18 protein-coding genes are annotated in these 20,094 nt (G+C 59.5%); 11 read left to right on the forward strand and 7 right to left on the reverse strand.

Annotated elements, in window-relative coordinates; genetic code table 11:
* Positions 1–3 precede the first annotated feature (3 nt).
* The 5 genes from B3229_RS19005 to B3229_RS19025 form a co-directional block, all read right to left on the reverse strand.
* Positions 4–1,065, reverse strand: coding sequence for an NAD(P)H-dependent flavin oxidoreductase (locus B3229_RS19005; RefSeq protein WP_286873380.1), 1,062 nt, complete (start codon positions 1,063–1,065; stop codon positions 4–6).
* Positions 1,066–1,377: 312 nt separating this feature from the next.
* Complete coding sequence (locus B3229_RS19010) at positions 1,378–2,394, reverse strand: transketolase family protein (RefSeq protein WP_048786859.1); 1,017 nt, start codon at positions 2,392–2,394, stop codon at positions 1,378–1,380.
* A gap of 1 nt (position 2,395) precedes the next feature.
* The gene (locus tag B3229_RS19015) at positions 2,396–3,235 is read right to left on the reverse strand and encodes a transketolase (RefSeq protein ID WP_286873383.1); all 840 of its coding nucleotides are present in this window, start codon (positions 3,233–3,235) and stop codon (positions 2,396–2,398) included.
* Between the two features lie 12 nt (positions 3,236–3,247).
* Complete coding sequence (locus B3229_RS19020; RefSeq protein ID WP_286873385.1) at positions 3,248–4,546, reverse strand: MFS transporter; 1,299 nt, start codon at positions 4,544–4,546, stop codon at positions 3,248–3,250.
* A 55-nt stretch (positions 4,547–4,601) separates the two neighbouring features.
* The gene (locus B3229_RS19025; RefSeq protein WP_216492726.1) at positions 4,602–5,351 is read right to left on the reverse strand and encodes an SDR family NAD(P)-dependent oxidoreductase; all 750 of its coding nucleotides are present in this window, start codon (positions 5,349–5,351) and stop codon (positions 4,602–4,604) included.
* A gap of 196 nt (positions 5,352–5,547) precedes the next feature.
* Here B3229_RS19025 and B3229_RS19030 point away from each other — a divergent pair, with 196 nt between their 5' ends.
* The 3 genes from B3229_RS19030 to B3229_RS19040 all read left to right on the forward strand — a co-directional run bounded on the left by B3229_RS19030 (position 5,548) and on the right by B3229_RS19040 (position 9,067).
* Positions 5,548–6,444 (forward strand): LysR substrate-binding domain-containing protein, encoded by an 897-nt coding sequence (locus tag B3229_RS19030; protein WP_048786862.1) that lies wholly within the window; start codon positions 5,548–5,550, stop codon positions 6,442–6,444.
* A gap of 98 nt (positions 6,445–6,542) precedes the next feature.
* Positions 6,543–8,417, forward strand: a complete 1,875-nt coding sequence (locus B3229_RS19035; protein WP_286873389.1) for a phospholipase effector Tle1 domain-containing protein — start codon at positions 6,543–6,545, stop codon at positions 8,415–8,417.
* Positions 8,408–9,067 (forward strand): DUF2931 family protein, encoded by a 660-nt coding sequence (locus B3229_RS19040; protein ID WP_286873392.1) that lies wholly within the window; start codon positions 8,408–8,410, stop codon positions 9,065–9,067. The genes B3229_RS19035 and B3229_RS19040 overlap by 10 nt, the downstream gene beginning before the upstream one ends.
* A gap of 98 nt (positions 9,068–9,165) precedes the next feature.
* Here the strand turns inward: B3229_RS19040 and B3229_RS19045 are convergent, their stop codons facing one another.
* Positions 9,166–10,044, reverse strand: coding sequence for a LysR family transcriptional regulator (locus B3229_RS19045; RefSeq protein WP_033790027.1), 879 nt, complete (start codon positions 10,042–10,044; stop codon positions 9,166–9,168).
* 253 nt (positions 10,045–10,297) lie between these two features.
* On the opposite strand from B3229_RS19045, the gene B3229_RS19050 reads away from it, so the two are divergent.
* The 6 genes from B3229_RS19050 (at position 10,298) to B3229_RS19075 (ending at position 17,341) form a co-directional block, all read left to right on the forward strand.
* The gene (locus B3229_RS19050) at positions 10,298–10,756 is read left to right on the forward strand and encodes a (2Fe-2S)-binding protein (protein WP_286873397.1); all 459 of its coding nucleotides are present in this window, start codon (positions 10,298–10,300) and stop codon (positions 10,754–10,756) included.
* On the forward strand, positions 10,753–12,987 hold the full coding sequence (locus B3229_RS19055; protein WP_286873399.1) for a xanthine dehydrogenase family protein molybdopterin-binding subunit: 2,235 nt from the start codon (positions 10,753–10,755) through the stop codon (positions 12,985–12,987). Before B3229_RS19050 ends, B3229_RS19055 begins: the two co-directional genes overlap by 4 nt.
* A 25-nt stretch (positions 12,988–13,012) precedes the next feature.
* Positions 13,013–14,347, forward strand: a complete 1,335-nt coding sequence (locus tag B3229_RS19060) for a cytochrome c (protein WP_286873401.1) — start codon at positions 13,013–13,015, stop codon at positions 14,345–14,347.
* A gap of 147 nt (positions 14,348–14,494) precedes the next feature.
* Positions 14,495–15,691, forward strand: coding sequence for an MFS transporter (locus tag B3229_RS19065; protein ID WP_286873404.1), 1,197 nt, complete (start codon positions 14,495–14,497; stop codon positions 15,689–15,691).
* Positions 15,692–15,761: 70 nt separating this feature from the next.
* Complete coding sequence (locus B3229_RS19070; protein ID WP_286873407.1) at positions 15,762–16,778, forward strand: XdhC family protein; 1,017 nt, start codon at positions 15,762–15,764, stop codon at positions 16,776–16,778.
* On the forward strand, positions 16,775–17,341 hold the full coding sequence (locus B3229_RS19075) for a nucleotidyltransferase family protein (RefSeq protein WP_286873410.1): 567 nt from the start codon (positions 16,775–16,777) through the stop codon (positions 17,339–17,341). The genes B3229_RS19070 and B3229_RS19075 overlap by 4 nt, the downstream gene beginning before the upstream one ends.
* A 39-nt stretch (positions 17,342–17,380) precedes the next feature.
* Here the strand turns inward: B3229_RS19075 and B3229_RS19080 are convergent, their stop codons facing one another.
* Positions 17,381–18,139: an SDR family NAD(P)-dependent oxidoreductase gene (locus B3229_RS19080; RefSeq protein ID WP_286873413.1), complete on the reverse strand. Its 759-nt coding sequence runs from the start codon at positions 18,137–18,139 to the stop codon at positions 17,381–17,383.
* Positions 18,140–18,283: 144 nt separating this feature from the next.
* Between B3229_RS19080 and B3229_RS19085 the strand changes: the two genes are divergently transcribed.
* Both B3229_RS19085 and B3229_RS19090 read left to right on the forward strand, forming a co-directional pair.
* Entirely contained in the window at positions 18,284–18,865 is a 582-nt protein-coding gene (locus B3229_RS19085) for a TetR/AcrR family transcriptional regulator (protein ID WP_048786870.1), read from the forward strand.
* 330 nt (positions 18,866–19,195) lie between these two features.
* Entirely contained in the window at positions 19,196–20,083 is an 888-nt protein-coding gene (locus B3229_RS19090) for an Rpn family recombination-promoting nuclease/putative transposase (RefSeq protein ID WP_286873417.1), read from the forward strand.
* Positions 20,084–20,094 lie beyond the last annotated feature (11 nt).

Below are 20,094 nucleotides of genomic sequence, written 5' to 3' on the forward strand. Positions count from 1 at the left end.
GGGCTACTGCGCCGCGCGATACTCCGCGATCAGAGTGTTAACCAGCTCCGTCGCCGCCATTTCCCGCGCGCGCGGTGCGCCCTGGCCTGCCCACTGCGCGCCAAAGCCGTGCTCGCCCTGCGCCGCAGCCGCGGCGGCGAGCGCTTTGCCCAGCGAATAGGCCAGCGGATAGTCCGGGATCGCCTCCCGCGGCGCGTCGCGCGTCGCGTGGCAAAAGGCGTTGCTCAGGCAGCGCGCCGGCCGGCCGGAAATCGCGGCGGTCATTTCGGTCTCCCTGGCCGCGTCGCTTTTCAGCGCCGCGCGCCAGGCGGCGTTGGCGGCCGACTCGGGGCAGAGTAGAAAGGCTGTTCCCAGCTGTACGCCGGCTGCGCCGAGCTTCATCATCGCGGCGATGTCGCTGCCGTCCATCATGCCGCCTGCGGCGATAACGGGAAGATCGCACGCATTGCGGATTGTCTGTACCAGCGTCCGCGTGTTCATCTGCGCATCCGCCTGTTCAGGATCGAAAATGCCGCGATGGCCGCCCGCCTCAAAACCCTGCGCCACCACGAAATCGATGCCTGCGGCGGCGACCAGGCGCGCTTCCTCAACGGAGGTGGCGCTTGCCAGTGTCACCATACCTTGCTTTTTCAGCCGCTCGATAACCGACTGCTCCGGCAGGCCGAAATGAAAACTTACCGCGGCGGGCGCAGCCTCAAGGAGCGGCTCAAGCAGCGGGGAGGCGGCGTCGAACGTCGGATAGATCTCGGTCAGCGCGGGCGGCGGCGGGGCGCCATACTGCGCAAACAGCGGCGCAAAGCGCTCCAGCCAGGCGCGTTCGCGTTCGGCATTGCGCTGCGGCGGGGCATGACAAAAGAGATTCACGTTTACCGGCGCTGCGGTGAGCTGCCGCAATCGGCTCAGCATGGCGCTGGCCTGCTCCTGGTTTGAGGCGCCCAGGCTGATCGAGCCTAGCGCGCCGGCATTGCTCACCGCAGCGGCCAGTTCGGGAGTAGAGACGCCCGCCATTGGGGCCTGAATTAAAGGAAAGGCTATCCTTAACGCACGGCGGAGTGGATTGTCCATCTTCGCTCTCCTGCTGGTGGAATCGACAGCGGGCAGCATCGCGTCGCTGCGACAGAAACGCAACTGCGGCGCTCAACTCTGCGCGTCAGGCTGCAAAAATTCGACTGGCGTAGCAGCCTGTGCACCGTCGATAAGACAGATAACAGACGCTATAGTGAACAGGGAGAAGATAACGTCTAATTTAGTTACAGCATACATAAAGCTTATCTATAATATCCACCATCAGCATCTGTGCAAATACATCTGGCTCTACAGATAAGACGGCGGGCTTATCCGTCCGGAAGCGCAGGGCTTCCGGATAGTTGCCATCTGTCAGATGCCATGCTCCAGCCACGCCGTAATCTGCGTCACCATTGCCTGAGTCGAAATGCCGTAGCGATCGTGCAGCGTTGGCAGCGCGCCCGCGTCGAGAAAGGCATCGGGCAGGGCGATCTGCCGGAAACGGGGCGTCACGCCGTGGCGCAGCAGCGTTGCCGCGATGGCTTCGCCCAGCCCACCGGTAATCGAGTGGTTTTCCGCCGTAATCACCAGCCGTCCCGCGCTGACCGCTTCGCCGGCCTCGCGCAGTATCGTCGCTTCGTCCAGCGGCTTGATCACCGGCGAGTGCACCACGCCGACCTCAATGCCGCGGCTCTCCAGCTGTTCAGCCGCCTCCAGCGCGCGCATCGTCATTAAGCCGCTGCTGATAATCACCGCATGTTTGCCTGAGCGCAGCCGCTGCGCTTTGCCGTGCTGATAGCGATAGTCATACTTATCCAGCACCAGCGGCACCTTGCCGCGCAGCAGGCGCATATAGACCGGCCCCTGATGGTCGGCGATGGCCGGCACCACCTGGCTGATTTCCCGCGAATCGCAGGGATCGATAATCGTCAGGTTAGGCATGCCGCGAAATATCGCCAGATCCTCGGTCGCCTGATGGCTCGGACCGTAGCCGGTGGTGAGCCCGGGCAGGGCGCAGGCGATTTTCACGTTCAGATTCTCTTCGGCGATCGCCATGCAGATAAAGTCATAGGCGCGGCGCGAGGCGAACACCGCGTAGGTGGTGACGAACGGCGTAAAGCCTTCGCGCGCCATGCCGGCGGCTGCGCTCATCAGCAGCTGCTCCGCCATGCCCATCTGAAAGAAACGGTCAGGAAAGGCGTCGGCGAAGAGGTGCAGATCGGTATATTTACTCAGGTCGGCGGTTAAACCGACGATATCCTGCCGCTGGCGCGCCAGCTCGACCAGCGCATGGCCAAAAGGCGCAGCTTCCGTCGGCTGGCCCTCGGCGGCAATCGAGGCGATCATCGCCGAGGTTGTCAGGCGTTTTTTTACCGTTGAAGTACTCATCTTATTCTCCCTGTTCCAGCGCAGTAAGGGCTTTATCCCACTCATCGGCGTCGACGCGGATAAAATGGGTTTTCTCCCGGGTTTCCAGGAAAGGCACGCCTTTGCCCATTCGGGTATCGCAAATAATTACGCGCGGCTGCGCTTGCGACCAGTCGCGCGCGGCGTCAAAGGCGGCGACCAGCGCATCGATATCGTTGCCGTCCACCCGCTGCGCATACCAGCCGAAAGCCTGCCAGCGCTCGACGATGGGCTCAAACGCCAGAATCTCGCTGCTGTGGCCATCCGCCTGCTGGTTATTGACGTCGATAATCGCAATCAGATTATCGAGCCGCCAGTGTGACGCCGACATGGCGGCCTCCCAGGTCGATCCCTCATTCAGCTCCCCGTCGGAAAGCAGGTTATAGACCCACGACCTCGAGCCCTTACGCTTCAGCCCCAGGCAGGCGCCAACCGCAATGCCCAGGCCGTGGCCGAGCGAGCCGCCGGTGATCTCCATACCGGGCGTATAGGCCGCCATGCCCGACATTGGCAGACGGCTCTCGTCGCTGCCGTAGGTTTCACGCTCCGCTTCGGGAATGACGCCCGCCTCTAGCAACGCCGCATAGAGGGCGATAGCGTAGTGGCCGATAGAGAGATAGAAACGATCGCGACCTTCCCATTCGGGATCCCCGGCGCGATAGTTCAGCGCGTGGAAATAGCTCACGGCGAGCAGATCGGCGGCGCCCAGCGCCTGACCGATATAGCCCTGGCCCTGAACCTGGCCCATCAGCAGCGCATGGCGTCGAATGCGCGTGGCGCGCTGTCGTAGGGTCAGCGGCGCCGACGAAGTAAGGGTATGCATAGAACCTCCTGATTAACGATTAACATCCGCTGCCCGAATACGCAGCACGCAGAGCGCGCCGAGCAGCAGAACCGCAGCGATAAAGTACATGCCCGACGCGGGCGAGCCGGTCAGCGTGGTAATCGAGCCGATAAGCCAGGGCGAAAAAAAGCCGGCGAGATTGGCGATGCAGTTCACCGCCGCGATGCCCGCGGCGGCAGAGACGCCGCCCAGCAGATTGGTCGGCAGCATCCAGAACAGCGACGAGGCGGAGAGAATCCCCGCCGCCGCCAGGCAGAGAAAGAGCAGCGACAGCGTGACGCTGTGGCCCAGCAGGGTCGCCATCGTCAGGCCCGCCATGCCGAGCACCATCGGTACGATAAGGTGCCAGCGCCGCTCGCGATGGCGATCGCCGCTGCGGCCCGCCATCAGCATAAACACGATGGCGCACAGATAGGGCAGACTGGTGAGCAGGCCGATATGCAGCGGCTCGCGGATGCCGGCATTTCTTACCAGCGTCGGCAGCCAGAAGGTCAGGGCGTACTGACCCATCACCACGCAAAAGTAGATCGCCGCCAGCGTCCAGAGGCGTTTGTCCGCCACAAACTCTTTAATAGTGCCGTGATGCGACTTTTGCTGGTTATCCTCATCCAGATCGGCGCGCACCATGCGTTTTTCGCCTTCATCGAGCCAGCTCGCCTGTTCGACGCGATCTTTCAGCACCACCAGCACCACAAACCCCATCAGAATGGTCGGGATCGCCTCCAGCATGAACATCCACTGCCAGCCGGCCCAGCCGTGCGATCCGGCGAAGGTTTCCATAATCCAGCCGGAGAGCGGGCCGCCGATCATGCCGGAAAGCGGAATGGCGACGAACCAGAGCACCGTCATGCGCGCCCGGCGGTGAGCGGGAAACCAGTAGGTGAGATAGAGCAGCAACCCGGGCGCCAGTCCGGCTTCGGCCACGCCTAGCAGGAATCGCAGCAGATAGAACTGCCAGGCAGTCTCGACAAAGGCGAAGGCGCCGGAGATCAGGCCCCAGGTGATCATAATGCGGGCGATCCAGCGGCGCGCGCCGACGCGATGCAGGATCAGGTTGCTGGGCACCTCAAAGAAAAAGTAACCGAGAAAAAAGATCCCGGCGCCGAGGCCGTAGACCGTTTCGCTCAGCGAGAGATCGTCCATCATTTGCAGCTTGGCGAAGCCGACGTTGACGCGATCCAGATAGGCGCAGAGGTAACACAACATTAAGAACGGCATCAGGCGCCAGGCGATTTTGCGATAGGCGCCGTCGCGCGCAGCGACCGCCGCACCGATATTCAGCGTTGTCATGATTATCACTCCGGGAGTGAACCAGCAGCCTGGCTGCTGGAGAAAAGGGGGACGATCAGTGGATCAGCATGCCGCCGTTCACGTCTAAGGTGACGCCGGTGAGGTAGCTGGAGAGATCGCTGGCGAGAAACAGCGCGGCGTGCGCCACGTCGTCAGCGGCGCCGAGACGTCCGAGGGGAATCGAATCAATAATGGCGTGACGGCGCTCGTCGTGCAGCAGTCCGCCGGTGATATCGGTCTGGATCAGGCCGGGCGTCAGGGCGTTGACGCGGATCTGATCCGGCCCGAACTCGCGCGCCATCGCTTTGGTCAGGCCCAGGACGCCCGCCTTCGCGGCGCTGTAGTGCGGACCGCCGAAGATGCCGCCGCCGCGCTGCGCCGATACCGACGAGAGACAGACGATGCTGCCGCCGCCCTGACGCTGCATCACAGGGATCACCGCCTGCGACATCAGCAGCGTGCCGCGCAGGTTGACATCCAGTATACGGTTGTAGTCTTCGAGGCCGATTTCCAACGTTTTCACCGGCTGCGTAATGCCGGCGTTATTCACCAGTACGTCGATGCGGCCATACTCCTTCAGGACCTCAGCGACGGCGCGCTGAATCGCCTCGGCGTCGGTGACGTTGGCCGCAAGGCCCAGATGGCCGGATCCCAGCTCCAGCGCGGTGCGCTGCGCTGCCGCTTCATCAAGATCGAGCACTACCACGCGCGCGCCGTGGTGAGCGAAACAGGCGGCCGTAGCGCGTCCAATACCGCGCTGAGACGCGGCGCCCGTAATAATCGCAACTTTCTCTTTCAGCAACATAACTGACTCCAGATTCTTTTTTTATAGGGTTCGGTATCGCTACCGGCAGGGTTCATCCTCAGCATCAGAAATAGCGCGCAAAGTGGCAATGCAAAAAAATTCATTTGATGCTGAATGAAATTGTTGGTTTGATGCAGTTAACAATTTTCAATGTTTAAAACGGACATAAATCACAAAACCGTGAGCGGGAATAGTTATGGAAAAGCCAGTCAGCCAACTTCCTTCATTAAAATCGCTGCGCGTCTTTGAGGAAGTGGCGCAATCAGGAAACGTGGCGCGCGCGGCGGAAAAATTAAATATCACCCCCTCGGCGGCGAGCCACCAGCTGGCGAAACTGGAAAAAGAGCTGGGCTCGATTCTGTTTCACCGCTCGGCGAAAGGGGTAGCGTTAACCCTGGCGGGCGAGCGCTATTTAGCGGAGATTCGGCCGCTGATCCTCAGCCTGACGCAGGCGACAGCGCGGCTGCGCAATGAGAAAGATCGCAGCGCGCTGCGCATTCACTGCGCGCCCAGTTTTGGGCTGTTATGGCTGCTGCCGCGTATTCATCAGTTTCGCGAAGCGCACCCGGACATACAGGTTTCGCTCTCCTGCTCCTATGAGAACTTATCCTTCAGCCGCGATAATATCGATATTGCGGTGCGCCATGGATTTCCGGAATGGAAGGCGTTTGAAATAAAAACAATTCGCCATGAAAAAATGTCGGTGCTGGCGTCGCCCGACTATCTGGATAAATATCCGCTGCGCTCGCCGGACGAATTAAATAACCACGCGCTGATCCTTTCCGAATCGCCGTTAATTCAGTGGCCGCAGTGGTTCGCCACGCAGCAATTGCCGCAGCCGACTCAGGAGTGGCTGTTTCGCTTCGACCGATCCTATATGAGCCTGGAGGCGGCGATGCTCGGCCACGGGCTGATCTTCGAAAGCGAACTGCTGGCCGCCGACTATCTTCGCAGCGGCAAACTGGTCAGGGTATTTGACGACGCCATGAGCCTGCCGGTCAGCGCCCATCACCTGGTTTATCCGCGCGGCTATGCGCAGTTCCCGCGCGTCAGTTACTTTTTGCAGTGGATTCAGGCGCAGCTGGACGCCTGAGAGATGTGCTATAGCGACAACCAGATGTGTAGATTTTGGTTAAGTCAGCATTAAGGTATGATGCGATGGTTTTATAACCATAGAGTTCATGAGGGATTATGACAACGGGATTTTTTCTGTATCACCTGGATAAAACTACCTGTGGGGGGCGCATACTTTCCGGCGCACCTGACGACACCTATGAAACGGGCGGTGTCGTCAGGCAGCAAGTCAGGGAAGGCGACCCGGTCACCTGTGGGAAACATGAAGGGCGGTTTCGCATATGCGGTGGAATGGGGGATACTTATTCAGTCAATGGTGCAACAAAGGAGTGGGCAGGCTCATTAGATAGCTATAGTTCTTGCCCATGTCGCGCACGGTTCATCCCGTCAGTCCAGACACACACCTACGAAAGCGATTGTAACGCCGGTCGTGTAGCTGAACGGGCAGACACTGCGAAGCGAAAAGCACGGCAGTCAGAACCGGAACAGCGTGCTCAGGCGGCGAAGAAGAAACGGGAAATAACCTTGACCATCGGCGTTTTTTTTGACGGTACAGGAAACAATGCAGCGAATACCGCCGCTCGCCAGGGTGCCTGTACTGGTGAGCATTTCGGGATGAATGATGCAGAGTCTACGTCTGCATTAGAACAGTGTATCCAGCAAAATCACGGGGTAAGCGGTACCGCAGCGGGAAGCTATCTGGGGTATTACAGCAACGTTCACTGGCTCAATACGCTTTACTCTACTGATTTTCCTTCACATGCTGAACAGGGACAGCAAACAATTTATATAGAAGGTATTGGTACGGAAACCAATGCAGGCGACAGCACTTACGGGATGAGCATAGGCCGGGGTGATACTGGCGTGGTGAGAAAAACGGACAAAGCTATTGCGGCATTGGCTTCGGCGATTAAAGACTATTTAGCCAAGCCATCCGAAACTAACGTTATGGTCGTCAGGGAATTACAGTTTGATATTTTTGGCTTCAGCCGCGGTGCAGCGGCGGCACGCCATTTTGCCAACCGAATATTCAGTCAGGATAGCGCTATAGTCACTGCGATTAATGCTGGACTGGATGGCATTGCATTTTCCGGTACGCCTGGCGGTAAAACCCGCTTTCTGGGTATATTCGATACGGTGGCGGCCATCGGCACGCCGGTTAACGGCCTTAATCCCCACAGCGCAGATAGCGGCGATGTCAATCTGGCGCTGCGTCCGGGCGTCGCGGAAAGGGTGTTTCATATCACCGCGCAGCACGAATGCCGGTTCAACTTCGCCCTGAACAGCGTAAAACCGGCGTGGCCGGAGCTGGCTCTGCCCGGCGCGCACTCCGATATCGGCGGCGGTTACAACCCCGACGAGCACGAAGCCTGTTTCCTTACCCGCCCTGTGTTCGAAACGGTGTCGCTTTCTACCCCCGATACGGAAACGCGGGTTTACCAACAGACGTGTGAGCAACTTGAGGTGATGGAGGGCTATCCGGCGATAGCGCCGCTGCTTAATGCGGTGGAGGTGAATATTGATACCTGGCATGACGACAGGATGCCCGCTGACCGTTACGGGGCTTTGCAGAAACGCAGCGCCGCCGCGCTGGTTATCGATCGGCCCACCCGTAACGACTGGTCGAAGGTGGCATTACGGGTCATGCTGGATGCGGCGCAGGATGCAGGCGTCATCTTCGATCCCATTTTGCCAAAAGACAACAATCTGTCGCTTCCGCCTGAACTGAACAGCCTGTGTGAAAAAGCGATAGTAATGGGCCGAGCCGCCCGAAGCGGTCGGCCTGCCATCGGCTTTACTACCCCGGAAATTCTGATGCTGGCTGAAAAATATATCCACTGCTCGGCTAACTGGAACAGCGTGGTAAGAGATGAACAGAAGAGGATCAGCGGCGCGGTCAGGCCGGCAAAACTGGTAATGTTCACCAACCGGCCAGACGAGCGCTGGCAGCGTACGGTTTACGATATGGACGGAAATAAAATATGGAAATAATCCGCGCAGCCTTGCTTCTGCCGTTACTGGCTCTGACTGCCTGCCAGGGAAAATCTTTGCCTGGTAACGTTGCTCAAACCGACACGCCCAAAGAGTGGTGGTTTAATTTTTTTACCCCAAAAGCTTTACCAGCAGTGGTGACGTACGCTGTTGTTCAGGACGCAGATGGTCAGGTTTATGAGTTCAATACGCTCGACAGTACAAGAACGCTTAATGGAGTCGTCGGTGAGTGGAACGATAGCGCACGGACACTTAACGGCCACTGGAATTACGTTAAACGTCCACCCAGGCATATTATTTTTTGTTGGGATTCGATTATCGATAAAAAAGTATATGAGACGGTGCTGACTCTTCCAAAAACCATTGTGGACAAAATGCTCATACCGAGCGACAGGGATTACCAGAAGAGGGATGAGTATTATCATGCTGTGCAAATTGGCCTGGCTCCGGAGGGAAAAGCGGCCGTTTGGGTAAGTGGCGTTGCTCGGGGAGAGCCTAATTATCGCATCATCCCTTCAGTCCAGAAAACCGTATCAGGGGATAAACTGGTTATTTGCAAAGGAATAACGCGATTTTCTCACGGCTATGAGTACGGCAAAGATACGGAGAATTTTATTAAAGGTAAAAAATATCCGTACGGCCTTTGGTGACCCATTTGCTGAACCCAATGGGGTTTTCCTGAGGTCCTTTGCCGCTCATTCGTCGATAGTGAGCTTTACGCGCAATACTTTCTCTTTTTAAGGCAGCGTCAGCCGCGGTATCGGATAGCCTCTACAAAAGCGGCGAAGGCGGAAGAGGTGTTGCGTCGGTTGGGATAGTAAAGGTGATAGCCTTCGAACAGTGGGCTCCAGTCGGCGAGCACTTCAATCAGGCGGCCCGCCTCAATATGGGGCCGCGCCATATGCTCCGGCACACAGGCCAGGCCAATGCCGTCCAGTGCGCCGTTCAGCACATGGATAATGCTGTTGGATAGCAGCGGACCGTTTACCCGAATCGTTAACTTGCGGCCCGCTTTTTCAAACTCCCACGCGTAGACGCTGCCGCCCGGCGAGTGGCGAATATTGATGCAGCGGTGCGCCGTAAGATCCTGCGGAACCACCGGAACCGGATGCGCCTGAAAATAGGCGGGGGTGCCGACCACCGCGAGCCGCCAGTCGGGCCCGAGGCGCACCGCAATCATATCGCGGCTGATCGACTCTCCCAGCCGAATGCCGGCATCGAAACGTTCGGTGACGATATTGGTAAAGCCGTAGTCGATGCAGATTTCCACGCTGATATCGGGATAGCTGGCAAAAAAGGCGGGCAGCGCAGGGCGCAACAGGATCTCGGCGGCATCGTCGGAACAGGTAATGCGTATATTGCCAGCCGGGGTATTGCGTAATTCGCCAATGCGCGCAATTTCGCTGTTGATCTGTTCGAATAACGGCGCCACGGACTGCAATAAACGTTCGCCCGCTTCGGTCGGCGCGACGTTGCGTGTGGTGCGCGCCAGCAGGCGCACGCCGATACGCTCTTCCAGATTGCGAATGGTATGGCTGAGCGCAGACGGACTCACACCCAGGCCTGCCGCTGCTTTGGTAAAACTCTGCTCGCGCGCCACAGCAATAAATGCCTGAATATCATTCATCTTATCCCGTCCTTATTTATGATTTTAATTCACAGAGACTGGAAAATTAGCCTGGTCAGGAGAGGGAATCCAACGCCATTTCGCTAATCGCACAGATCATTAAAACCCGCAATGCGCTGTTAAATGGCGCTGTGCGGGCGTTTCATTAATTAATGAATTTTATTCAGCAGCGTATGCGGTGAGAGCCGGTTAATCATTCCACTCTTCTCTGTAAGGATAGGGCGAAAGCAAAAGCGATTAAGACCGGAGCGTTATGGATATTCAGATAAATAATAAGACCGTTCAGGTCGATGCCGAAGGGGACACGCCGTTACTCTGGGTAATACGCGACGACCTGGGCATGACGGGAACGAAATATGGCTGCGGTCTGGCGCAGTGCGGCGCCTGTTCGGTGATGATCGACGGGCAGGTAGTACGATCCTGCGTGACCCCGATCGATAAAGTCGCCGGAAAGCAGATCACCACCATTGAAGCGATTGAGAGCGACGATGTGGGTAAGCGCGTGGTGGCGGCCTGGGTGAAGCATCAGGTGCCGCAGTGCGGCTACTGCCAGTCGGGACAGGTGATGGCGGCAACCGCGCTGCTCAGGCAGAACGCGCATCCCTCAGACCAGGAGATCGCAGCGGCCATGGTAAATCTTTGCCGCTGCGGCACTTATAACGCCATTAGCGCGGCCATCCACGAGGTGGCGGGCCAGGGAGGCGATCGGTGAGAGAACAGTCCGCATCATCCGAATTTCCCCGCGGCGAAGACCCCGCCAACCTGTCGCGCCGCCGCTTTTTACTGGCGTCGGGCAGCGTAGCGGGGGCGCTGGTGCTGGGCATTGGCCTGCCATTAGGCCAGCCGCGCGCCCAGGCGGCGCAGCAGAGCCTGCCGCCCGGCACGCGCGTGCCCGCCTTTCTTGAGATCCGTCCAGACAGCAGCGTGCGTTTTCTATCACCGTTTATCGAAGGCGGACAGGGGATTTTTACCGCTATGGCGCAGATCGTCGGCGAAGAGCTGGATGCCGATCCCGCCACCTTTATCGTTGAGAACGCACCGGCCGGCGACGAGTACAAGGTCATGGACAGCGGCATGCGCATCACCGGCGGCAGTCAGTCGGTGCGTACCAGCTACACCACCATGCGCCGCCTCGGCGCGCTGGCGCGCCATATGCTGCTGCAGGCGGCGGCAAGCGCGCTGTCAGTGCCGCTCGCCTCGCTGCGCACCGAGCCGGGGAAGGTGATACACGACGCTTCAGGACGGACGCTGACCTACGGCGAGCTGGCCAGCCGCGCGCGCGATCTGCCGGTTCCGCCTGCGGACGCGGTCAGCCTGAAAGATCCCGCGCAGTTCCGCTGGATCGGCAAGCCCGTCAAGCGCCTGGATGCCTGGGAGAAATCAACCGGGCAGGCGGTTTACACCATCGACTGCCGCGTCGACGATATGCTGCATGCGGCGGTGCAGCACGCGCCGCGTTTTGGCATGACGCCGGGCGCATGGCGCAACGAGCCGCAGGTCAGGGCGATGAAGGGCGTGCACTCGGTGCACCGGCTGCCGGACGCGGTGGCGGTGGTCGCCGAGCGTTGGTGGCAGGCGAAACGCGCGGTTGAGGCGCTCCAGGTCGAATGGCTGGCGCCTGCCGACGCTGAGTTAATGCCGCCGGATTTTTCCTCCGACGATTTCGCCCGCACGCTGGCGAACGAACCGGGCGACGGCCAGGAGGCGGAGGTCAAAGGCGACCTGGCTGCGGGCATGTCCGCAGCCAAAACCACTCTCAGCGCCACCTACCACAGTCAGTATCTTAATCATGCTCAGCTGGAGCCGCCTTCGGCGCTGGCGCGCTTTAACGGCGACGGCACGCTGGATCTGTGGATCCCTAACCAGGCGCCGGAGATGTTTCAGGGCGAGGTGGCGAAGCGCACCGGGCTCGACGCCAGCAAAATCCTGATTCACTCCCCGTTGCTGGGCGGATTTTTCGGGCGACACTTTGTTTATGACGGCGCGATGGCCTGGCCGCAGGCGGTTGAGCTGGCAAAGGCGGTCGGCCGTCCGGTTAAGCTGATCTGGAGCCGCGAAGAGGAGTTTCTGCGCGACACCCATCGCCCGATGGCGGCGGTGCGCTTCCGCGCCGGACTGGATAACGAGGGCTATCCGCTGGCGCTGGAAGCGGTCAGCATCTGCGAAGGCCCGACCGAAGGCATCTCCGGCAAACAGGGCGATAAGCTCGATCCCACCGCCACCGAGGGGTTGACCGGCAAATCCTATGACATTCCTCACCTGCGCATCGCGCAGATCTATAAAAAAGGGCCGGTGAAGCTGGGCTATTGGCGTTCGGTCGGCAACTCGATGAACGACTTCCTCTACGAGAGCTTTCTCGACGAGATCGCGGACCACGGCAGGCTCGATCCCTTTGAGCTGCGTCTGCGGCTGCTGAAGGGCAATGCGCGTCTGACGACGCTGCTTCACGCGGTGGCCGATCTCTCTGGCGGCTGGAAACCGGGCCCCTATACCGCCGAAGATGGCAGCCGGCGCGCCCGCGGCGTGGCGATGGCGTCGCCGTTCGGCACCGAGGCGGCGGCGATTGCGGAAGTCTCAATTGAGAACGGGCAGGTTAGGGTGCACCGGATCTGGGAAGCGATTGATCCCGGCAGCATCGTTAATCCGGCCATCGTCGAGGCTCAGGTCAACGGCGCGGTCGCGCTGGGGCTGTCGCAGGTTCTGCTGGAAGAGGCGCAGTTTGAGAAGGGGCAGCCCGTAGCGCGTAATTTCGATCTCTATCCGATCCTGCCAGCGTCGCGCATGGCGCAGGTCGAGGTACGCATTATCGAGAGCGGCGCCCAAATGGGTGGCATCGGCGAACCGCCGCTGCCCGCCGTGCCGCCCGCGGTGGCGAATGCGGTCTCCAGACTGACCGGTCAGCGTATCCGCTCTATGCCGCTTTCACGCTACAACTTTACCTGAGCCGCAGGTTCGTAAGGAAAACATCATGACCAGGAAAAGGCTCTGCCTGCTGCTGATTACAGCGCTCACTATCGTGGTGGGCGCGCTGCTGTGGATGCTGCGTACGCCAGCGTCGCCTTTCGACAATGAAGCGAACGCCGGGACCGCCGTGCCGCCGGATCTTATTCAGCGCGGCGAATATGTCGCGCGTCTGAGCGACTGCGTCGCCTGCCACACTACGCCGGAGAATGCGCCGTTTTCCGGCGGTCTGGCGATGGCGACGCCGGTCGGGAAAATCTATACCACCAATATTACGCCCGACCGTGAGAGCGGTATTGGCCGCTATTCGCTGGCTGACTTCGATCGCGCGGTGCGTCAGGGCGTGGCGCAGGACGGACATCGGCTCTATCCGGCTATGCCGTTTCCCTCTTATCAGAAGCTGAGCGATGAGGATATCCGGGCGCTCTATGCTTTTATGATGCACGGCGTGCAGCCCGCTTCACGGCAAAATCAGCCGTCAGAGATCCCCTGGCCGCTCAATATGCGCTGGCCGCTGGCGCTGTGGCGCGCCGCCTTCGCCAGCGGCGAACCCTGGCAGATGGTGGCGAACCGCGACGCGCTCTGGAACCGCGGCGCCTACCTGGTGGAGGGCCCCGGCCACTGCGGCAGTTGCCATACGCCGCGCGGCCTGGCCTTCAACGAAAAAGCGCTGGATGCGCGCAGCCCGGACTATCTGGCGGGCGCGCTGCTTGACGGCTGGTATGCGCCCAGCCTGCGCGGCGATGCCAGCACCGGGATAAGCCGCTGGAGCGAAGAGGAGGTGGTAACCTTCCTGAAAACCGGACGCAACGCCCACGGCGTGGTGTTCGGCTCGATGACGGATGCGTTCAACAACTCCACCCAGTTTATGCGTGACGACGATCTGCGCGCCATCGCGCACTACCTCAAGTCGCTGCCGCCGGGCAGCAACGACAGCGGCAACGGCTGGCATTACGCGGCGAGAAGCGAACAGGGCGCGCGCCACCCCGGCGAGCAGACCTTTATCGCGCGCTGCAGTAGCTGCCATGGCGCCGACGGACGCGGGCAGGCGCCCTGGATCCCGCCGCTGGCAGGCGCCACCTCGATGCAGGTCGATGCCGCTTCGGCGATCAATATCGTGCTGAACGGCTCCGCCCGCGTGGTCGCCAACGGCGTGCCGGACGCCTATCGGATGCCGCCATACCGCAAACAGCTTTCCGATCGTGAGGCAGCGGACGTGCTCAACTATATTCGCTCTTCCTGGGGCAACAGCGGGGCGCAGACAGAGACGAAAGCGGTAGCGGAGATGCGTCAGCACACCGATCCCGCCAGCAGCAACCCCATTATTTTGCAGATGCGTTAGGCCATACCGAGGGGCGCTACCTGGTTTTAGCACGGCGCTCCTCGTCTATTACTGAATTTTATTCACAATTACATCCCGTTTATCCAGGTTAATTCATGCCGGCAGTTTGGGTAGCATCTTACGGCATTGAAACTTATGGATTAACGTATGACGACTATGACAACACACTCCGCCTCGCGTCACCACGCTGCCTGGGGCGCTATCTTCTCTATGGCGCTTGGCGTGGTGGTGCTGATCGCCTCGGAATTTATGCCCGTCAGTCTGTTGACGCCGGTGGCGCAGGATCTGGGCATCAGCCAGGGGCAGGCGGGCCAGGCGATCTCCGTCAGCGGTTTTTTCGCGGTGCTGACCAGCCTGCTTAATACGCCGTTAACCGGTCGTTTCGACCGTAAAAAAGTGCTGATCGCCTTTACGCTTTTACTGACAATTTCCGGCCTGACTGTCACATTCGCGCCAGACGGACTAGTTTTTATTGTCGGACGCGCGCTGCTCGGCGTGGCGATCGGCGGATTCTGGTCGATGTCGACGGCGACCATTATGCGCCTCGCGCCGCCGCATGCCGTGGCGAAAGGGTTGGCGCTGATTAACGGCGGCAACGCGCTGGCGGCCACCGTCGCCGCGCCGCTGGGGAGTTTTCTCGGCCAGTATATCGGCTGGCGCGGGGCGTTTTTTATCGTCGTGCCGCTGGCCGTCGGCGCCTTTATCTGGCAGTGGCGCGCGATTCCGTCGCTGCCTGCGCAGGGCGACAACCACACCGCGAATCCGCTGCGTCTGCTTGGCTTGCCGCACGTCGCGGCAGGCATGGCCGCGCTGCTGACGCTGTTTATGGGGCAGTTTGCGATTTTCACCTATCTGCGCCCGTTTATGGAGTCGGTCACGGGAGCCAGCGTCAGCGAGCTTTCGTGTATGTTGCTGCTGTTGGGCGCAGCGGGTCTGCTGGGAACCTGGTCGGTTGGCCTGCTGCTGCAGCGACATCTGTTTCGCTGGCTGATCCTGATCCCGCTGGCGATGGCAGCGCTGGCTGCGCTGCTGATCTGGCAGGGACATTCGCTGCTGATAACGGGCGCGCTGTTAGCCGCGTGGGGCCTGATCTCCACGCCTGCGCCAGTCGCATGGGGGCTATGGCTGAGCAGGGCGCTGCCGGAAAACGCGGAGGCGGGCGGCGGCCTGATGGTAGCGGTGATCCAGCTGGCGATCACCCTGGGCGCGGCGCTGGGCGGCGAACTGTTTGACGCAGTGGGTTGGTGGAGTCCCTTCGCCTTTGGCCTGGCGCTGCTAATTATCTCGGCTATCTTTGCCGTGCTGGCGAGCCGCCGCGATCGTCACCGACATGCCGTACGCTAAGGCGGCATTGTCGACTTAATTACCGCCAGGGCAAGCGCTCTGGCTTAACCGTTGCCGGAGGCACCAGGTCATGCACAACCTTGATATGCAGGTATTAAAAGCAGGATTGCAGTGGGTTGACGCGCATGAGGTATGGCTCTGTACGGTGCTCTCTACCTATGGATCGTCGCCGCGTCCGCCCGGCGCGATGATGATGATCCGCAAAGGGGGGCATCACTGCGGTTCGCTTTCAGGCGGCTGCGTTGAAGAGAGTTTTATCGAACGCATCGATCGCAACGCCTTCCCGGCCGCCAGCCAGGTGGTGCGCTACGGCGAAGGCGGATTTGAGCCGGACAGGGCGCTGCCGTGCGGCGGCGTACTCGATATTCTGGTGGAAAAGCTGTCGCCTGGCGCTGAGAGTCGCGCCTATTTGCAGAAAATGCACGATGCGCTGGTCGCCGCCACGGCGGTGAAAAAGAAAATTATTCTGCCGCATCCCTGTCATGCGCTGGAGCCGGCTGCCTATACCAACAGCACGCTGACGTACCGCGACGGCGCCGCCATTACCCTGACGCTCTCCACCGCGCCCAGGCTGGTTATCGGCGGGCTTTCCAGCGTCGCGGTGTTCTGCGCCAATTTTGCCGTCGCGCTCGGCTTCGAAACCATCGTGTGCGAACACCGGGACGACGCGCTGGCGAATATGGCCGCTCTGCTGGACGCGAACGTCAGGCTGATTAAGCAGTTTCCCGCCGTTTATCTGGAGCGGGAAGGTTGCCATGCCGGGACAGCGATCCTGTCGCTTACCCACGATCCGCGCATTGACGATCTCACCATGATGGAAGCGGTCAATCTGCCGGCGTTCTATATCGGCGCGATGGGATCGAAAAAGAACAGCCTGAGAAGAAAAGCGCGGCTGGGAGAGTATGGCGATTTGCTGCCTGAGCAGATTAGCCGCATTCACGCCCCAGTCGGGCTCGATATCGGCAGTAAAACGCCGTCGGAGATCGCGCTGTCGGTGATGGCGGACATCGTGCGCTACAAAAACGGCTGCGTAGCGGCGGTTGAGCCGACTCAGGCAGAGCCGTGGGAGCAGGGAAGTTTGATATGAGAATCGCCATTCTGGTGATGGCGGCCGGCTTCAGCCGCCGCTTTAAAGCGAGCGGCGGAGAGCATAAGCTGCTCGCCTCGCTGAACGGCAAGCCGGTTTTGCAGCACACGCTGGATCATGCCGTTGCCACAGGGCTCGACGTTTTCGTGGTGACGCGGCCGGAAGATACGGCAATCCATGCCCTGATTCCCGCTGGCCGAGCGGTTATCTGCCGCAGCGCGGGCATCGGGGATTCGATCGCCGCGGGCGTAAGCGCCACAGCAGAGTACGACGGCTGGCTGATTACGCTGGGCGATATGCCGTTTTTAAGCGTGGAAAGCCTGCTGGCCGTGGCGGATGCGCTGCATCGCGCGCCGCTGGTTCGCGCAGAAGTCGAAGGCGTGCCTGGACATCCGGTGGGGTTTCAGCGCGCGTTCTTTTCCGCGCTCGCCAGTCTGAGCGGTGACAGCGGCGCACGCGCGGTGCTCAACAGCGCGCCGTGTCAGGCGGTGATGTTGGCGGATAAGGGGTGCGTGCTGGATATTGATACCCGTTCAGATCTTCAGCGCGGCTTAGGGCTGTAACGCATCAGCCGGAGAGTTTTCCGGCTGAGAAGGGGGTTATTAAATACTCAGGCCGCCCGCAATATCTATAACGCCGCCGGTGATATAGCCGCCTTGCGGACCCGCCAGGAAAGTGACCATAGCGGCGACTTCTTCCAGCGTGGCGATACGGCGAATAGGATGGAGATCCATCAGCGATTCCGGCACCGTTTCTCCAAGCGCCTCACGCGACATTTCCGTCGGCATCACGCCGGGCTGAATAACGTTGACCGTAATGTTTTTTGCGCCAAGATCCCGCGCCACGCCTTTTGCATAGCCCACAATAGCCGCTTTGGTACCGGCATAGTCGGCGACGCCAGCAAAGGGAACATGGCCGCCCAGCAGCGAGCCGATAAAGATAATCCTGCCTTCCGGCGACAGTACCTGCGCAGCGGCGCGGGTTACGGCAACAGGCCCCATGACGTTAGTGCGCCATTGCCGATCGAGATTTTCGGTATCAAGCTCCGGATCGTCCACTGTTTTGCCCTGAACCGCGATAGCCGCGTTATTCACCAGAATATCGAGCTGGCCGAGCTGAGCAAGCACCTCCTTGATCAGCGGTTGAGCGGCGCCCGTGTCGGCCTGATCGCTCTGAATAGCGACGGCGCGTACCCCTTTAGCCCGCAATTTTCCCACCACGGCCTCTGCTTTTGCGCTGGACGCCACATAGGTAATCGCCACATCCGCACCCTGATCGGCCAGCTGCCCGGCGATTTCCGCGCCCAGACCGCGCGATCCGCCGGTCACCAGCGCCACTTTACCCGTTAACGATTGCTGCATGACAACACTCCTTCCTTAAATAAGTTGCCCGGTTAGGGGGAGTTTGATATTTCATAACGACCATTACGTAATGAACGTTATGTAATTAGACTTATGCCGTCAAGAGATTTAATATCGATCGTTATGAAATTTTGAGGTCAGGTAATGGGACGTCATCGCGAATTCGATGTAGATAAGGCGCTGGATGCAGCGCTGGGCGTGTTCTGGAGCAAAGGGTATGAGGGCACGTCCTACTCAGATTTAACCAAAGCAACCGGCGTGGAGCGTCCGGCGCTGTATTCCGCCTTCGGTAATAAAGAGGCGCTGTTTCTGCGTGCGCTGGATCGTTACTACGCTCATTATCTCGATTTCTTGCCCGCCGCGCTGGCGCAGCCATCCGCGAAAGCAGCAGCGGCCTACGTGCTGCGCGCCGCAGCGGATTTGCATACCCGGTATCCGGAGCACACCGGCTGTTTGGGCATCAACGGTGCGCTGGCGTGTTCCGACGATGCGCAGTCGATACAGCGAGCGCTGATTGCTGCGCGCGAAGAGGGAGAAACAAAGCTGCGCGAACGGTTCGAGCGGGCGAAAGAGGAAGGCGATTTGCCGCCGGACGCAGACAGCGCGGCGTTAGCTGCCTATGTGTGCGCCGTATTGCACGGCATGGCTATCCAGGCCAAAGCGGGATTCGGCCGCGAGAAGCTTGAAGGGATCATTAATCAGGTGTTAGCTGGCTGGCCAGCGTAAAAGGAAGCGTTTCTCGGATAAGGCAAAATCAGGCTGTAACCCGGGATTATAGGCATGATGGTTTAGGTGCACATAATGTATATTATGTTAAATAAGATATCACTGATGGTCAGGGCTACGGTTGCTCTCCCTCCCTTTTCTCTTCTTATAACTTAAACACCGCAATCTGCCACAGCGCCATTCGGCATGTCGACTATTGTCCTGATAAAGCGCCAAACCCTGTCGGCGCGTAGATTTTGCGAGACGCCTCGGCTGCTGCGCTTTTCCCACTTTCGCACGCTAAAGGCGACTGCTAAGGTCTGGCAGACCAAAAGCTGTCGAGACTTCAGGATGAAGCGAACTTGCACGCCGCATGATGCGGTCTTTAAAACCTTTCTGGCGCACCCGAGAACCGCTCGCGACTTTTTAACCCTGCATCTGCCGCCTGAGCTGCTGGCGATATGTGACCTGTCGACGCTGAAGCTGGAGTCCGGCAGCTTTGTCGAAGATGATTTGCGTCCTTACTACAGCGATGTGCTTTACTCCCTGAAAACGCGCGCCGGCGATGGCTATTTGCAGGTGGTAATCGAGCATCAAAGCTCTCCGGATAAGCATATGGCCTTTCGCCTGATGCGCTACGCTATTGCCGCGATGCAGCGCCATCTTGATGCCGGACATAGCAAATTGCCGCTGGTGATCCCTGTTCTTTTCTACCAAGGCAAACGCAGCCCATATCCCTACTCTTTGCGCTGGCTCGATCTCTTCCGGGAAGCTGAACACGCTGCTGCGCTCTATAATGGTCATTTTCCATTGGTTGATGTAACTATTATCCCCGATGAGGAGATTATGCAGCACCGCAGCATGGCGGCGCTTACCCTGCTGCAAAAGCATATTCGCCAGCGCGATTTAACAAGCCTGATCGCGCGTCTGGCAACCCTGATGCAGACCGAATTTATGACCGGACAGCAAGCAACGTCGCTGGTAAACTATATGCTTCAGGTCGGCGAAACGCCGGATATGGAACTCACGCTTAGCGAACTGGCGCGTCATGCGCCGCAGCATAAGGAGACATTCGTGACCATTGCAGAACAGCTTGAACAGCGAGGCATGGAGAAAGGCAAGCGTGAAGCCTGCCTGGAAATGGCCAGAAACATGCTTAAAAACGGTCTGGATCGCGCTTTAGTGATGAAAATTACCGGCCTGACCGAAAAAGATTTACAGCAAATCCAGCGCGGCTAACCGTCAATAAG

The sequence above is a fragment of the Pantoea sp. UBA5035 genome, from assembly GCF_002415245.1.
Taxonomy (GTDB): domain Bacteria; phylum Pseudomonadota; class Gammaproteobacteria; order Enterobacterales; family Enterobacteriaceae; genus Pantoea; species Pantoea septica.

Bases quoted from the DNA above. Each gene is read 5' to 3' on its own strand.
- B3229_RS19015 (WP_286873383.1), bottom strand. From the start codon at position 3,235: ATGCATACCCTTACTTCGTCGGCGCCGCTGACCCTACGACAGCGCGCC.
- B3229_RS19075 (WP_286873410.1), top strand. From the start codon at position 16,775: ATGAGAATCGCCATTCTGGTGATGGCGGCCGGCTTCAGCCGCCGCTTT.
- B3229_RS19005 (WP_286873380.1), bottom strand. From the start codon at position 1,065: ATGGACAATCCACTCCGCCGTGCGTTAAGGATAGCCTTTCCTTTAATT.
- B3229_RS19045 (WP_033790027.1), bottom strand. From the start codon at position 10,044: ATGAATGATATTCAGGCATTTATTGCTGTGGCGCGCGAGCAGAGTTTT.
- B3229_RS19030 (WP_048786862.1), top strand. From the start codon at position 5,548: ATGGAAAAGCCAGTCAGCCAACTTCCTTCATTAAAATCGCTGCGCGTC.
- B3229_RS19065 (WP_286873404.1), top strand. From the start codon at position 14,495: ATGACGACTATGACAACACACTCCGCCTCGCGTCACCACGCTGCCTGG.
- B3229_RS19040 (WP_286873392.1), top strand. From the start codon at position 8,408: ATGGAAATAATCCGCGCAGCCTTGCTTCTGCCGTTACTGGCTCTGACT.
- B3229_RS19050 (WP_286873397.1), top strand. From the start codon at position 10,298: ATGGATATTCAGATAAATAATAAGACCGTTCAGGTCGATGCCGAAGGG.
- B3229_RS19025 (WP_216492726.1), bottom strand. From the start codon at position 5,351: ATGTTGCTGAAAGAGAAAGTTGCGATTATTACGGGCGCCGCGTCTCAG.
- B3229_RS19085 (WP_048786870.1), top strand. From the start codon at position 18,284: ATGGGACGTCATCGCGAATTCGATGTAGATAAGGCGCTGGATGCAGCG.
- B3229_RS19060 (WP_286873401.1), top strand. From the start codon at position 13,013: ATGACCAGGAAAAGGCTCTGCCTGCTGCTGATTACAGCGCTCACTATC.
- B3229_RS19080 (WP_286873413.1), bottom strand. From the start codon at position 18,139: ATGCAGCAATCGTTAACGGGTAAAGTGGCGCTGGTGACCGGCGGATCG.
- B3229_RS19035 (WP_286873389.1), top strand. From the start codon at position 6,543: ATGACAACGGGATTTTTTCTGTATCACCTGGATAAAACTACCTGTGGG.
- B3229_RS19020 (WP_286873385.1), bottom strand. From the start codon at position 4,546: ATGACAACGCTGAATATCGGTGCGGCGGTCGCTGCGCGCGACGGCGCC.
- B3229_RS19070 (WP_286873407.1), top strand. From the start codon at position 15,762: ATGCACAACCTTGATATGCAGGTATTAAAAGCAGGATTGCAGTGGGTT.
- B3229_RS19090 (WP_286873417.1), top strand. From the start codon at position 19,196: ATGAAGCGAACTTGCACGCCGCATGATGCGGTCTTTAAAACCTTTCTG.
- B3229_RS19010 (WP_048786859.1), bottom strand. From the start codon at position 2,394: ATGAGTACTTCAACGGTAAAAAAACGCCTGACAACCTCGGCGATGATC.